The following is a 13,923-nucleotide window of genomic DNA, read 5'->3' on the forward strand; positions in this document are numbered from 1 at the left end:
CGGGGTTTTTTGTTGGCGAGCCCCCCGGTAAAGTCGGCCCAGAAGAAAAGGACTGGAGCATGGCAAGTTCGGGCACCACATCAAACACAATGCGCTTTACCGGCGCGCAGCTGGTTGTTCATTTACTGGAGCGCCAGGGTATCACTATGGTCAGCGGCATTCCGGGCGGCTCCATCCTGCCTATCTACGATGCCTTAAGCCAGAGCACGCAGATCCGCCACATCCTGGCGCGCCACGAGCAGGGCGCGGGCTTTATCGCCCAGGGGATGGCGCGTACCGAAGGCAAGCCGGCGGTCTGTATGGCCTGCAGCGGCCCGGGGGCGACGAACCTGGTGACGGCGATCGCCGATGCCCGCCTGGATTCGATTCCGCTGGTCTGCATCACCGGCCAGGTACCGGCCTCGATGATCGGTACCGACGCCTTCCAGGAAGTGGACACCTACGGCATCTCTATCCCCATCACCAAACATAACTATCTGGTGCGCGACATTGCCGAGCTGCCGCAGGTGATCAGCGACGCCTTCCGTATTGCCCAGTCCGGGCGTCCCGGGCCGGTGTGGATAGACATTCCTAAGGACGTACAGTCGGCGACCATTGAGCTGGAAGCGCTGCCTGAGCCTGGCGAGCGCGCCCCGGCACCGGCATTCGCGCCTGAAAGCGTGCGTGAAGCGGCGGCAATGATCAACGCGGCGAAACGCCCGGTACTGTATCTGGGCGGCGGGGTGATTAACGCGCCGCAGGCGATCCGTGAGCTGGCGGAAAAAGCCAACCTGCCGACCACCATGACCTTAATGGCGCTGGGCATGCTGCCGAAGGCGCACCCGCTGTCGCTGGGGATGCTGGGGATGCACGGCGCGCGCAGCACCAACTTCATTCTGCAGGAGGCGGATTTACTGATTGTTTTAGGCGCCCGTTTTGATGACCGGGCGATTGGCAAGACCGAGCAGTTCTGCCCGAACGCGAAGATTATCCACGTCGATATCGACCGCGCCGAACTGGGCAAAATTAAGCAACCGCACGTGGCGATTCAGGGCGATGTGGCGGAAGTCTTAGCCCAGCTGAACCCGCAGATTGAGGCGCAGCCGCGCGAGGAATGGCGCCAGCTGGTGGCCGACTTGCAGCGCGAATTCCCCTGCGCCATCCCGCAGGAAAGCGACCCGCTCTCCCATTACGGCCTGATTAACGCCGTGGCCGCCTGCGTGGATGATGAAGCGATCATCACTACCGACGTTGGCCAGCACCAGATGTGGACGGCGCAGGCCTACCCGCTCAATCGTCCGCGCCAGTGGCTGACCTCCGGCGGCCTCGGCACCATGGGCTTCGGCCTGCCGGCGGCCATCGGTGCGGCGCTGGCGAATCCGCAGCGCAAGGTTATCTGCTTCTCCGGCGACGGCAGCCTGATGATGAATATTCAGGAGATGGCCACCGCCGCCGAAAATCAGCTGGATGTCAAAATTATTCTGCTGAACAACGAAGCGCTGGGGCTGGTGCATCAGCAGCAGAGCCTGTTCTATCAGCAGGGCGTTTTTGCCGCCACCTATCCGGGGATGATTAACTTTATGCAGATTGCCGCCGGTTTTGGCCTGCAAACCTGTGATTTAAATAATGAAGTCGATCCGCAGGCGGCGCTGCAGGCGATTATCGACCGTCCGGGGCCGGCGCTGATCCACGTGCGCATCGACGCACAGCAGAAAGTGTATCCGATGGTACCGCCGGGTGCGGCCAATACTGAAATGGTGGGGGAATAAGCCATGCAAAAACAATGTGATAACGTCATTCTGGAACTCACCGTCCGCAACCATCCCGGCGTCATGACCCACGTCTGCGGGCTTTTTGCCCGTCGCGCGTTTAACGTCGAAGGCATTCTCTGTCTGCCAATTCAGGGCAGCGAACACAGCCGCATCTGGCTGCTGGTAAATGATGACCAGCGACTGGGGCAGATGATTAGCCAGATTGAAAAGCTGGAAGATGTCACCAAAGTGGCGCGTAACCAGTCCGATCCCACCATGTTTAACAAAATTGCGGTGTTCTTCGAATAGCGCTCAAGGCTTGAACAGCCACGCGCTTATCGCTAAGGTAAGCGCCTTTGCCGGATGACGCTGCGCTTATCCGGCCTACAAGCAGTGAATCCGTAGGCCGGATAAGGCGTTTACGCCGCCATCCGGCGTTTTCAGGCACCAGGACACACCATGACCACCATCGCCCTTATTGACGATCATTTGATTGTCCGCTCCGGCTTTGCTCAGCTGCTGGGGCTGGAAGCTGATTTTCAGGTTGTCGCCGAATTTGGTAGCGGCCGCGAGGCGCTGACGGGGCTACCGGGGCGCGGCGTGCAGGTCTGTATCTGCGATATCTCCATGCCGGATATTTCCGGGCTGGAGCTGCTCAGCCAGCTGCCGAAGGGGATGGCGACCATCATGTTGTCGGTACACGATAGCCCGGCGCTGATCGAGCAAGCGTTGAACGCCGGCGCGCGCGGCTTCCTGTCGAAACGCTGCAGCCCCGATGAACTTATCGCCGCGGTACGCACGGTGGCGGCGGGAGGTTGCTATCTCACGCCGGATATCGCCATGAAGTTGGCCGCCGGGCGCCAGGATCCACTCACCAAACGCGAGCGTCAGGTGGCGGAAAAGCTGGCGCAGGGCATGGCGGTGAAAGAGATTGCCGCCGAGCTCGGTCTGTCGCCGAAAACCGTCCACGTACACCGCGCCAACCTGCTGGAAAAGCTGGGCGTCAGCAACGACGTTGAGCTGGCGCGCCGCATGTTCGATAGCTGGCAATGAAGGCCGTCGTCTCACGATTGCTGTCGGTCATCGGCTGCGCCTTTATCTTCGCGGCCGCCTGGTTCTGCCTGTGGAGCATCAGTCTGCATCTGGTGGAACGCGCGGATTTAGCGGTGCTGCTGTTTCCCTTTGGCCTGCGGCTGGGGTTAATGCTGCAATGCCCCCGCGGCTACTGGCCAGTGCTGCTGGGAACCGAGTGGCTGCTTATCTTATGGCTGGCGCAGGAGGTGGCGCTGGCGCACCCGATAATTTTGATGACCGGAAGCCTGCTGACTCTGCTGCCGGTGGCGTTGATCTCGCGCTACCGGCAGCAGCGCGACTGGCTGACGCTGCTGCGTCAGGGCGGGGCGTTAATGGCCGCCGCGCTGCTGCAATCGCTGCCGTGGCTGGCGGAGGGGGACGAGGGGCTTAACGCCCTGCTGTTGACGCTGACCGGCGGCCTGACGCTGGCGCCGACCTGCCTGGTTTTCTGGCACTATCTTACCAGCACCGTCTGGCGGCCGCTGGGGCCGGCGCTGGTGGCGCAGCCGGTTAACTGGCGCGGGCGGCATCTGATCTGGTATCTGCTGTTATTCACCATTAGCCTGTGGCTGCAGCTTGGCCTGCCCGCCGAGCTCTCCCGCTTTACCCCGTTTTGTCTGGCGCTGCCGATTATCGCCCTCGCCTGGCACTACGGCTGGCAGGGAGCGCTGATCGCCACCCTGATGAACGCTATCGCCTTGATTGCCAGTCAGACCTGGCACGATCACCCGGTCGATTTATTGCTTTCCCTGCTGGCACAGAGCCTCACCGGGCTGCTGTTGGGGGCGGGGATCCAGCGGCTACGCGAGCTGAACCAGTCATTACAAAGCGAGCTGGCGCGTAATCGTCGGCTGGCGGAACGCCTGCTGGAGACCGAAGAGAGCGTGCGGCGAGACGTCGCCCGCGAGCTCCATGATGATATCGGCCAGACCATCACCGCGATCCGCACCCAGGCCGGGATCGTACAGCGGCTGGCGCCGGACAATGCCAGCGTGCGCCAGAGCGGTCAGCTGATAGAACAGCTGTCGCTGGGAGTTTACGACTCGGTGCGTAGACTGCTGGGCCGTCTGCGTCCGCGTCAGCTCGACGACCTGCCGCTGGAGCAGGCGGTACGTTCGTTGATGCGCGAGATGGAGCTGGAGGACCGCGGCATTGTCAGCCATCTCGACTGGCGGATTAACGAGGCGGGACTGAGCGAGAACCAGCGCGTGACGCTGTTTCGCGTTTGCCAGGAGGGGCTGAATAATATCGTCAAGCACGCCAGCGCCAGCGCTGTCACTCTGCAGGGCTGGCAGCAGGATGAGCGACTAATGCTGGTGCTGGAAGATGACGGTTGCGGCCTGCCGCCGGGGTCGAATCTGCAGGGGTTCGGCCTGACCGGCATGCGCGAGCGCGTGACCGCCCTGGGCGGCACACTGACGATCTCCTGCACCCACGGTACCCGGGTGTGCGTCAATCTACCGCTGCGTTACGCCTGAGAGGATCGCCGATGTTCGCCTTTTTAAAAGCCCCGCCGGACGCTGCGCCGATTAGCGATAAACGCGAACTTGATGCGCGTTATCGCTACTGGCGTCGCCATATCCTGTTGACCATCTGGCTGGGCTACGCGCTGTTCTATTTCACCCGCAAAAGCTTTAACGCCGCGGTCCCGGAAATTCTCGCCAGCAACGTCCTGACCCGCAGCGATATTGGCCTGCTGGCCACGCTGTTCTATATCACCTACGGGCTGTCGAAATTTTTCTCCGGTATCGTCAGCGACCGCTCCGACGCCCGCTATTTTATGGGGCTGGGGCTTATCGCCACCGGGGTGGTGAATATTCTGTTCGGTTTTTCTTCCTCACTATGGGCTTTCGCGCTGCTGTGGGCGCTGAATGCCTTCTTCCAGGGCTGGGGCTCGCCGGTCTGCGCCCGACTGCTGACGGCCTGGTATTCGCGGACCGAGCGCGGCGGCTGGTGGGCGCTATGGAATACGGCGCATAACGTCGGCGGCGCGCTGATCCCGATGGTGGTGGGAGCGGCGGCGTTGCACTACGGCTGGCGTGCCGGGATGACCATTGCCGGCTGTCTGGCGATCCTCGCCGGACTGTATCTGTGCTGGCGGCTGCGCGATCGCCCGCAGGCGGTGGGGTTACCCGCCGTGGGCGACTGGCGTCACGATGCGCTGGAAATCGCCCAGCAGCAGGAAGGCGCTGGGATGTCTCGTAAAGCGATCCTGACCCGCTACGTGCTGGCCAATCCCTACATCTGGCTGCTGTCGTTGTGCTATGTGCTGGTGTACGTGGTGCGGGCGGCGATTAACGACTGGGGCAATCTGTATATGTCGGAGACGCTCGGCGTCGATCTGGTGACCGCTAACTCGGCGGTGACCATGTTTGAGCTGGGCGGTTTTATCGGCGCGCTGGTGGCGGGGTGGGGCTCGGATAAGCTGTTTAACGGCAACCGTGGGCCGATGAACCTGATTTTCGCCGCCGGAATTTTGCTGTCGGTTGGCGGCCTGTGGCTGATGCCGTTCGCCAGCTATGTCATGCAGGCGGCCTGCTTCTTCACTACCGGTTTCTTCGTTTTCGGCCCGCAGATGCTGATCGGCATGGCGGCGGCGGAATGTTCGCATAAAGAAGCCGCCGGGGCGGCAACCGGGTTTGTCGGCCTGTTCGCTTATCTTGGCGCCTCGCTTTCCGGCTGGCCGCTGGCGCAGGTGATGGATATCTGGCACTGGACCGGATTCTTCGTGGTGATTGCGATTGCCGCCGGCATTTCCGCGCTGCTGCTGCTGCCGTTTTTAAACGCGCAGGCGCCGCGTACCGCCAGCGAAGCGTGATGTAGCTCACCCTTTCGCCGCGAACGGGGCAAAACTAAGAAATTTTCCCGGTTTTACCTGGACGCCGTCTCAGGCCAGACGGCGCGCTGGTTTTTACAATGCCTGGTTATTACGCAGGCATAAAAAATCAGCTCAGGAGATACCCATGCTGGCCTTTCTGAATCAGGTGCGCAAGCCGACCCTGGATCTGCCGCTCGATGTGCGGCGCAAAATGTGGTTCAAACCTTTCATGCAGTCCTATCTGGTGGTTTTCATCGGCTACCTGACCATGTACCTGATCCGCAAGAACTTTAACATCGCGCAGAACGACATGATCTCCACCTACGGGCTGAGCATGACCCAGCTGGGGATGATTGGCCTGGGCTTCTCCATCACCTACGGCGTGGGCAAGACGCTGGTCTCTTATTATGCCGACGGTAAAAATACCAAGCAGTTCCTGCCGTTTATGCTGATCCTCTCCGCCATCTGTATGCTGGGCTTTAGCGCCAGCATGGGGGCGGGTTCTACCAGCCTGTTCCTGATGATCGCCTTCTATGCGCTGAGCGGTTTCTTCCAGAGCACCGGCGGCTCGTGCAGCTATTCCACCATCACCAAGTGGACGCCCAGACGCAAACGCGGCACTTTCCTCGGCTTCTGGAATATCTCCCACAACCTCGGCGGCGCGGGCGCGGCGGGCGTGGCGCTGTTTGGCGCCAACTATCTGTTCGACGGCCATGTGATCGGCATGTTTATCTTCCCGTCGATTATTGCGCTGATCGTTGGCTTTATCGGCCTGCGCTACGGTAGCGACTCTCCGGAATCCTACGGCCTCGGCACGGCGGAAGAGCTGTTTGGCGAAGCGATCAGCGAAGAGGACAAAGAGACCGAAGAAAATGCGATGACCAAGTGGCAGATCTTTGTCGAGTACGTGCTGAAAAACAAAGTGATCTGGCTGCTGTGCTTCTCCAACATCTTCCTCTACGTGGTGCGTATCGGTATCGATCAGTGGTCCACCGTGTACGCCTTCCAGGAGCTGAAGCTGTCGAAAGAGGTGGCGATTCAGGGCTTTACCCTGTTTGAGGTCGGCGCGCTGGTCGGCACGCTGCTGTGGGGCTGGCTGTCGGATCTGGCCAACGGCCGCCGCGCGCTGGTGGCCTGCATCGCGCTGGCGCTGATTATCGCCACCCTCGGGGTTTACCAACATGCCAGCAACCAGTACGTCTATCTGGCCTCGTTGTTTGCGCTGGGCTTCCTGGTGTTTGGTCCGCAGCTGTTGATCGGCGTCGCCGCCGTCGGTTTCGTACCGAAAAAAGCGATCGGCGCCGCCGATGGAATCAAGGGCACCTTCGCCTATCTGATCGGCGATAGCTTCGCCAAACTGGGTCTTGGGATGATCGCCGACGGCACCCCGGTCTTCGGCCTGACCGGCTGGGCCGGCACCTTTGCGGCGCTGGACGCCGCCGCCGTCGGCTGTATCTGCCTGATGGCCATCGTGGCTATCTTTGAAGAGCGTAAAATTCGCCGCGAGAAAAAGAACCGTATTTTGCAGACCGCCTGATTCACCAGGTATTTGGTAACCTTGCCCGGCCTTCGCGCCGGGCTTTTTTATTTCTTGCGCATTATGCCAGGTCCGACAGTCGACAGCAGGCAAATTCCCATTATGATAGTCAGGCTGCGATTGGATGAGAGGATGCATGATCTGGATAGGACTGGCCACCCTGGTAGTGGTGTTTGTTGTGGGATTTCGGGTGCTTACCTCTGATTCACGCCGCGCGATCCGCCGCCTGAGCGAACGCCTCGGCATCACGCCTGTCCCGCTGGAATCGATGATCGATCAGCTGGGAAAAACCGCCGGTAATGAGTATTTGCGTTACCTGGAGCGGCCGAATGAAGCACATCTGCAGAACGCCGCCCAGGTGCTGCTGATCTGGCAGGTCGCGATTGTCGACGCCAGCGAAAAAAACCTGCATTACTGGTATCGCCTGATGCAAAAAGCGCGATTAGCGGCGCCGATTACCGACGCGCAGATCCGCCTGGCGCAAGGTTTTCTGCGCGAGCTGGACCCGGATGTGAGCGATTTACATAACCTACAGCAGCGCTACAACGACCTGTTTCTCCCGGAAGACGGCGTGCACTGGCTGCACTGATCTCATTGTTATCCGGCCTGTGGTTCATCGCTTTTGTGTGCCGGATGGCGGCTGCGCCTTATCCGGCCTACGGTTTCCTCACTCGTCACTTGCAGGCCGGATAAGCGTAAGCGCCATCCGGCAGGATAACTACAGTAGGATTTTCAGGCCGTGTTTTTGTACGACGCTAAGCAATTTTAATGACATTCCGCTCGGTCGTTTAGCGCCAGTCTCCCATTTTTGCACGGTAGACACACTGGTATTCAGATAACGAGCGAACACGGGTTGGCTAACATTGAGTTGTTCACGTAGCGCTTTAATTTCAATGGGTTGAAGTGCGGCTACGCTACCGAGACATGATTCATCAAAATGGCGCATTGTTTCCTGTGGGATTGCGCCAACGCTGAATAGCCCCGACGCAGCGCTATGGATCGCTTCGAAAGCCGGGCTTTTGTATTTATTTTTTGCTGTCATCGCAAATCTCCACTAATTCTTTACTTTTAACTAAGGCCGTCGTTTTCTCTTCAGAGAGATTGGCATAGTGTTTTGCTAACTCACGAAACCCCATTAATTCGCGATGGTTGATATTGGCCATATCCTGTTTGGCATATAGAAAGGTATAAAACCAATACTCTGCGCTTTTGGTAAGGATGATTGCGCGATCGCGATTCTTGTTGAGTCGCTTTTTATAAACCCCTCCTCCTAAATCAACCACTTTGCCCTGAAGCGCAGATTGAATTGCCTGATAGAGCTCGTTGTCGGAAATGCCATGAGAGCTAGCCTCTCTGGCGGACCATTTGGTTTTAAAGATACGCATTGCTGACATCCTGTCGTTAAAAGTATAGCACATGGTGCTATATTAAATTCTCCTGAGATTTGTTAAAGCGATAGCGAGCATCGTTTTTTTAAACATGCGAGCAGCTACGCATCCTCTTATGAAAAGCGAGAAGAGTTGCGAAAACGTTAAGTACGTCACATACAAAATGTTACACTGCGCAGCTTTCCGCCACTTTCTTCGCAGGTCACTCATGAGTCATTCAAATGAAACCAAACCCCATGCACGCGATCTCGCCCGGCCAAACTGGTCGGCGGTCTTCGCGGTTGCTTTCTGCGTTGCCTGCCTGATTACCGTTGAGTTTTTGCCGGTCAGCCTGCTGACGCCGATGGCGCTGGATTTAGGCATCTCCGAAGGGATGGCCGGGCAGTCGGTGACGACGACGGCATTCGTCGCGATGTTTTCCAGCCTGTTTATCACCACGGTGATAGGTAAAACCGATCGCCGCTATGTGGTTATTCTGTTTTCGCTGCTGCTGACCTTTTCCTGCCTGCTGGTATCTTTCGCTGATAGCTTCACCCTGCTACTACTGGGGCGCGCCTGTCTGGGCCTGGCGCTCGGCGGTTTCTGGGCAATGTCGGCCTCGCTGACCATGCGGCTGGTGCCGATGCGCGTGGTGCCGAAAGCGCTATCGATTATCTTCGGCGCGGTATCAATCGCGCTGGTGATCGCCGCCCCGTTGGGCAGTTTCCTTGGCGGGCTTATCGGCTGGCGCAACGTCTTTAACGGCGCGGCGGTAATGGGCGTGCTGTGTACGCTCTGGGTGCTGAAAGCGCTGCCGTCGCTGCCCGGGGAATCGGCTTCTCAGCAGCAAAATATGTTTGGTCTGCTGAAGCGTCCGGGGGTGATGGCCGGAATGTGCGCCATTTTCATGGCCTTTGCCGGACAGTTCGCCTTCTTTACCTATATTCGCCCGGTTTACATGACCCTCGCCGGGTTTGATGTCGACGGCCTGACGCTGGTGCTGCTGAGCTTTGGTATCGCCAGCTTTATCGGCACCTCGCTCTCCTCGGTGCTGCTCAAGCGTTCGGTAAAAGCGGCGCTGGCGATCGCGCCGCTGGTGCTGACCGCCTGCGCGGTGGCGCTGGTGCTGTGGGGAGAGAGCAAAATCATCGCCTCGACGGTGGCGATTATCTGGGGCTTCGCGTTTGCGCTGATCCCGGTGGGGTGGTCAACGTGGATCACCCGTTCGCTCTCCGATCAGGCGGAAAAAGCCGGGTCGATTCAGGTGGCGGTGATCCAGCTGGCCAACACCTGCGGCGCCGCGGTCGGCGGCATTGCGCTTGACCACTTAGGGCTGCTGTCGCCGCTGGTGTTGTCAGGGATATTGATGCTGTTTACCGGCCTGCTGGTGGCGGCCAAAGTGAAGGTGAATTCACCCGCTTAAGGCCGCTCGCCTTTTGCCAGCCGGGCATTGATGTCGGCAATCACTTCCGGCAGGTCCGCCAGGGTATCAACCACATAATGCGCCCCGGCGGCATACAGTTTGTCTGCCGCCCGCTCGCGGCGGGTGGCGATTTCCGCTTTCGACATCGCCTGGTACTCCTCCCAGGTAGCGCCGAATTCGTTACCGGACACCGCCAGCCCGACGCTCCACATCCCGGCATGTAACCCTTCGCTGATGCCCGGTGCGGCATCATCGACCTTCACGCAGTGGGCCACATCGTCTATGCCCAGGGTAATCACGTTCTGCAGCGCCATCCACGGGCCCGGACGACCGCCGGCGGCAAGGTCATCGGTGGCGACCCAGTGGTCCGGGGCGTAGCCCTGGGCGGCGGCGGCCGGTACCAGCTTTTCCATCACCGGACGCGGATAGCCCGAGCAGGAGCCGATCTTCAGGCCCTTGGCGCGCAGCGTGGCGATGGTGTCGACCACGCCTGCTATTGGTGCGGAAAAATCGACAACCTTAGCGATTTGCAGCGGCATAAACGCGGCGTAGATCGCATCGATATCCGCGGCCGTCATCGCGCGGCCGAATTTGGCCTGCCAGCGGCTGTCGACAGAAGGGAGTTTGCCCAGCGCCTCAATGTGCTGCCATTTGCCAAGCCCCATCGGCACGCGGGCCTCTTCAAGGGTCATCTCAATATCGAAGGCCTGGCGGAAGGCCTCGACGAAGATTTGCGTCGGGGCGAAAGAGCCGAAGTCTACGGTGGTGCCTGCCCAGTCAAGGATCAGTGCGCTAATACGGTTCATGGCGGTTCCTTATTGTTTCCAGTACATGGCGTTGTTGATAGCCGCCAGCAGGGCGGTGATATCGGCGTCGTAGACTTCGCCAATGTTGCCGATGCGGAAGCAGTCGCTTTGCGATACTTTGCCCGGATAGATAACGAAGCCCTGATCTTTCAGCTTCTGGTAGAAGGTGTGAAAGCGATACTGCGGCGCATCCGGTGAATAAAAGGCGGTAATGATCGGCGAGTGCAGGCTATCGTCGAGCAGCGGCCGGAAGCCGAGCGCGCGCATCCCGGCGACCAGCCGGCGCTGATTGTTGCGGTAGCGCTGATGGCGAGCGCTGACGCCGCCCTCCTGCGCCAGCTCTTTCAGCGCCTGGGCGAAGGCCAGCACGGTATGTGTCGGCGAGGTGAAGCGCCACTTGCCGTGGTTGTCCTCCATGCAGCGCCACTGGGCGTACAGATCCAGCGACAGCGAGCGTGAACGGCCTTTGCAGGCGGCCAGCTCCGCTTCACGGGCAATCACGAAGGCAAAGCCCGGCACGCCCTGAATGCATTTATTGGCGGAGCTTATCAGGTAATCAATATTCAGCGCGGCGATATCCAGTGGAATGCCGCCGAAGCTGCTCATCGCATCGACGATATAGCGTTTATTGTACCGTTTCGCCAGTTCGGCCACCTCTTCGATCGGATTCAGCATACCGGTGGTGGTTTCGCTGTGTACCATCGCGATATGGGTGATCGCCGGGTCGTTCTGCAGGATCTGTTCGATCGCGGCCGCGTCCGGACGGGAGACTTCGCCACAGTCGTAAGGGTGGCAGGCGATGCCCATCAGTTGCGCCATCTCAATCATACGCGCGCCATAGGCGCCATTGCTGACGATTAGCACTTTGCCCTGTTCGCCGATGACGCTGCCGAGCACCGCTTCGACCGCGTAGCTGCCGCTACCCTGCAGCAGCACTGCGGTATAACCGTCGGCCGGGGTAGCCAACTGCACCAGCTGCTGGCGAATGGTCTGTACCACGCCGAGATTGTAATCATCATCCCAGGTGCAGCTATCGAACAACATCGCCTCTTTCACCGTACGGGAGGTGGTTAACGGGCCGGGGGTCAGCAGCAGGTAATTTCGTGAAGTCATTTGTCTCACCATTTGGTCTATACCAGATTTATAGTTATCATGGAGACAAAGCCGGGAAAGGGTCAAAGGAAATGTGGCGCTGCAACAAAAAATTCATCTGGCTATGTATAATGAGCGCACGAAAAGTGGCAGTGAGTAAACATGAAATCACCCTCTGGCGAGATGCCGCAATACCTGATGATTAAGGCGCAGCTGCAGGCGCGTATTCAAAACGGCGCCCTCAAAAGCGGCGACAAGCTGCCTTCCGAGCGCGAGCTGTGCGCGCTGTTCAACACGACGCGGATTACGGTGCGTGAGAGCCTGGCGCAGCTGGAGGCCAGCGGCGTGATTTACCGCGCCGACCGCCGCGGCTGGTTTGTGACGCCGGAGCGTCTGTGGCTGGATCCGACGCAAAATACCAACTTCCACAAGCTGTGTCTCGAACAGGGGCGCGAACCGAAAACGGTGCTGCTTGATGGCCGCCTGGCTGCCGTGCCGCTGGATGTGATGGCGCCGCTGGCGCTGCAGCCCTTCGATCAGGTCTACCTGCTGACCCGGCTGCGCTATGCCGACGGGAGGCCGGTATGCTACTGCGAAAACCACTGTCTGCCCGCGCGGGTGCCTGAGCTGCTGCGCCACGATCTCAACGGCAGTCTGACCGAGATTTATCAAACTCACTACGACCTGATCTATACCAGTATGCATCTGTCGTTTTATCCCACCTCAATGCCGCCGCAGGCCGCCGAGGCGCTGGGGGTGATGGAGGGGCGCCCGGCGCTGCTGTTGCGCCGGCTGAATTACGATCAGCATGGGCGTATTCTTGATTATGATATCGAATACTGGCGGCATGATAGCCTGCGGATCGAAGTCGATACCCATTGATTTTATTAGTTAAATTTTTTGATCTCCCCGGTGGCGCTAGCGCTTACCGGGGCTACGCATCCCGCTCGTTTTAACTCCTTCGACACACTTCTTTCATCGTTTTGTCATAAACCCTCGGTAGCGTGAAGGCAAATCTGGTCTACACCAGAATAACTAACTATCCGATGAGGCTTAAACGATGAAACTCTCCCGACTTGCTCTGCTGTCCCTGTTCGCGCTGACCAGCTCTCCGGTTTGGGCGGACGGCGTCGTCACGGTTTACTCCGCCGACGGCCTGCATGACGGCGATAACAGCTGGTATCAGAGCCAGTTTGACGCCTTCACCAAAGCGACGGGCATCAAAGTGCAGTATGTGGAAGGCGGCTCTGGCGCGATCGTCGAGCGTCTGGCGAAGGAGCGCACCAATCCGCAGGCCGATGTGCTGGTCACGGTGCCGCCGTTTATCCAGCGCGCCGCGAAAGAGCAGCTGCTGGCCACCTTTACCCCACAGGGCAGCGCGCAGATCCCCGGCGCCAATGACCGCTATTCGCCGCTGGTGAACAACTATCTGACCTTCATCTATAACGGCCAGTTGCTGAAAACCGCGCCGGCCAGCTGGCAGGATCTGCTGGATAGCCGCTTTAAGAATAAGCTGCAGTACTCCACGCCGGGCCAGGCGGGGGACGGCACCGCGGTGATGCTGCAGGCGTTCCATAGCCTCGGCGGTAAAGACGCCGGTTTTGCGTATCTGGGTAAGCTGCAGGCCAATAACGTTGGCCCATCGGCCTCGACCGGTAAGCTGACGGCGCTGGTCAATAAAGGCGAGCTGTACGTCGCCAACGGCGATTTGCAGATGAACCTGTCGCAGATGGCGCGTAACCCGAACGTTAAAATTTTCTGGCCGGCGGATGATAAAGGCGAGCGCAGCGCGCTGGCGCTGCCCTACACCATCGGGCTGGTACAGAACGGACCGAACAGCGAAAACGGCAAAAAGCTGATCAATTTCCTGCTGGATAAACCGGCGCAATCCAGCGTCAGCGCGCGCTCCTGGGGCCTGCCGGTACGCAGCGATGTAGCGCCGGATGATGCTAACTTTAAGGCGGCGAAAGCGGCGCTCGACGGCGTGAAGAGCTGGGAACCTAACTGGGACGATGTCGCGGTATCGCTGTCGGCTGACATTGCCCGCTGGCATAAAGTGACCGATAGCGAGTAAGC

The 13,923-nt window shown here is 59.3% G+C and carries 14 protein-coding genes; 10 read left to right on the forward strand and 4 right to left on the reverse strand.

All coding sequences use genetic code 11. From position 1 onward, the window contains the following. Window positions 1-59: 59 nt before the first annotated feature. The 7 genes from ilvB to LPQ25_RS00205 all read left to right on the forward strand — a co-directional run bounded on the left by ilvB (window position 60) and on the right by LPQ25_RS00205 (window position 7,748). The gene (gene ilvB / locus LPQ25_RS00175; protein ID WP_004173858.1) at window positions 60-1,748 is read left to right on the forward strand and encodes an acetolactate synthase large subunit; all 1,689 of its coding nucleotides are present in this window, start codon (window positions 60-62) and stop codon (window positions 1,746-1,748) included. A 3-nt stretch (window positions 1,749-1,751) separates the two neighbouring features. Next, window positions 1,752-2,039 (forward strand): acetolactate synthase small subunit, encoded by a 288-nt coding sequence (gene ilvN, locus LPQ25_RS00180; protein ID WP_002923283.1) that lies wholly within the window; start codon window positions 1,752-1,754, stop codon window positions 2,037-2,039. Between the two features lie 150 nt (window positions 2,040-2,189). Beyond that, window positions 2,190-2,783, forward strand: a complete 594-nt coding sequence (uhpA, locus tag LPQ25_RS00185) for a transcriptional regulator UhpA (RefSeq protein WP_002923282.1) — start codon at window positions 2,190-2,192, stop codon at window positions 2,781-2,783. A 17-nt stretch (window positions 2,784-2,800) separates the two neighbouring features. Continuing rightward, window positions 2,801-4,282: a signal transduction histidine-protein kinase/phosphatase UhpB gene (gene uhpB / locus LPQ25_RS00190; protein ID WP_004151519.1), complete on the forward strand. Its 1,482-nt coding sequence runs from the start codon at window positions 2,801-2,803 to the stop codon at window positions 4,280-4,282. Between the two features lie 11 nt (window positions 4,283-4,293). Next, the gene (locus LPQ25_RS00195; protein ID WP_004145056.1) at window positions 4,294-5,622 is read left to right on the forward strand and encodes an MFS transporter; all 1,329 of its coding nucleotides are present in this window, start codon (window positions 4,294-4,296) and stop codon (window positions 5,620-5,622) included. A gap of 145 nt (window positions 5,623-5,767) precedes the next feature. Further along, window positions 5,768-7,159 (forward strand): hexose-6-phosphate:phosphate antiporter, encoded by a 1,392-nt coding sequence (gene uhpT, locus LPQ25_RS00200; RefSeq protein ID WP_002923280.1) that lies wholly within the window; start codon window positions 5,768-5,770, stop codon window positions 7,157-7,159. 136 nt (window positions 7,160-7,295) lie between these two features. After that, window positions 7,296-7,748, forward strand: coding sequence for a DUF1198 family protein (locus LPQ25_RS00205; protein WP_004901545.1), 453 nt, complete (start codon window positions 7,296-7,298; stop codon window positions 7,746-7,748). Window positions 7,749-7,877: 129 nt separating this feature from the next. Here the strand turns inward: LPQ25_RS00205 and LPQ25_RS00210 are convergent, their stop codons facing one another. Both LPQ25_RS00210 and LPQ25_RS00215 read right to left on the reverse strand, forming a co-directional pair. Beyond that, window positions 7,878-8,201 (reverse strand): helix-turn-helix domain-containing protein, encoded by a 324-nt coding sequence (locus LPQ25_RS00210; RefSeq protein ID WP_004173862.1) that lies wholly within the window; start codon window positions 8,199-8,201, stop codon window positions 7,878-7,880. Continuing rightward, window positions 8,185-8,544 (reverse strand): type II toxin-antitoxin system RelE/ParE family toxin, encoded by a 360-nt coding sequence (locus LPQ25_RS00215; RefSeq protein ID WP_014906741.1) that lies wholly within the window; start codon window positions 8,542-8,544, stop codon window positions 8,185-8,187. Before LPQ25_RS00215 ends, LPQ25_RS00210 begins: the two co-directional genes overlap by 17 nt. 211 nt (window positions 8,545-8,755) lie before the next feature. On the opposite strand from LPQ25_RS00215, the gene nepI reads away from it, so the two are divergent. Next, the gene (gene nepI / locus LPQ25_RS00220) at window positions 8,756-9,949 is read left to right on the forward strand and encodes a purine ribonucleoside efflux pump NepI (RefSeq protein WP_009485057.1); all 1,194 of its coding nucleotides are present in this window, start codon (window positions 8,756-8,758) and stop codon (window positions 9,947-9,949) included. Here nepI and phnX read toward each other — a convergent pair. Then, on the reverse strand, window positions 9,946-10,755 hold the full coding sequence (gene phnX, locus LPQ25_RS00225) for a phosphonoacetaldehyde hydrolase (protein ID WP_014906742.1): 810 nt from the start codon (window positions 10,753-10,755) through the stop codon (window positions 9,946-9,948). The two genes, nepI and phnX, sit on opposite strands and share 4 nt — an antisense overlap. Window positions 10,756-10,764: 9 nt before the next feature. After that, complete coding sequence (gene phnW / locus LPQ25_RS00230) at window positions 10,765-11,868, reverse strand: 2-aminoethylphosphonate--pyruvate transaminase (protein ID WP_014906743.1); 1,104 nt, start codon at window positions 11,866-11,868, stop codon at window positions 10,765-10,767. Window positions 11,869-12,009: 141 nt separating this feature from the next. Between phnW and phnR the strand changes: the two genes are divergently transcribed. Further along, window positions 12,010-12,729, forward strand: coding sequence for a phosphonate utilization transcriptional regulator PhnR (gene phnR, locus LPQ25_RS00235; RefSeq protein ID WP_004145049.1), 720 nt, complete (start codon window positions 12,010-12,012; stop codon window positions 12,727-12,729). Window positions 12,730-12,907: 178 nt separating this feature from the next. Beyond that, window positions 12,908-13,921 carry a 2-aminoethylphosphonate ABC transporter substrate-binding protein gene (gene phnS / locus LPQ25_RS00240; RefSeq protein ID WP_014906744.1) on the forward strand — a complete coding sequence of 338 codons (1,014 nt, stop codon included), beginning with the start codon at window positions 12,908-12,910 and terminating at the stop codon, window positions 13,919-13,921. Window positions 13,922-13,923 lie beyond the last annotated feature (2 nt).

Source organism: Klebsiella sp. KPN54798, from assembly GCF_021184225.1.
In the GTDB taxonomy this organism is placed as follows: domain Bacteria; phylum Pseudomonadota; class Gammaproteobacteria; order Enterobacterales; family Enterobacteriaceae; genus Klebsiella; species Klebsiella pneumoniae.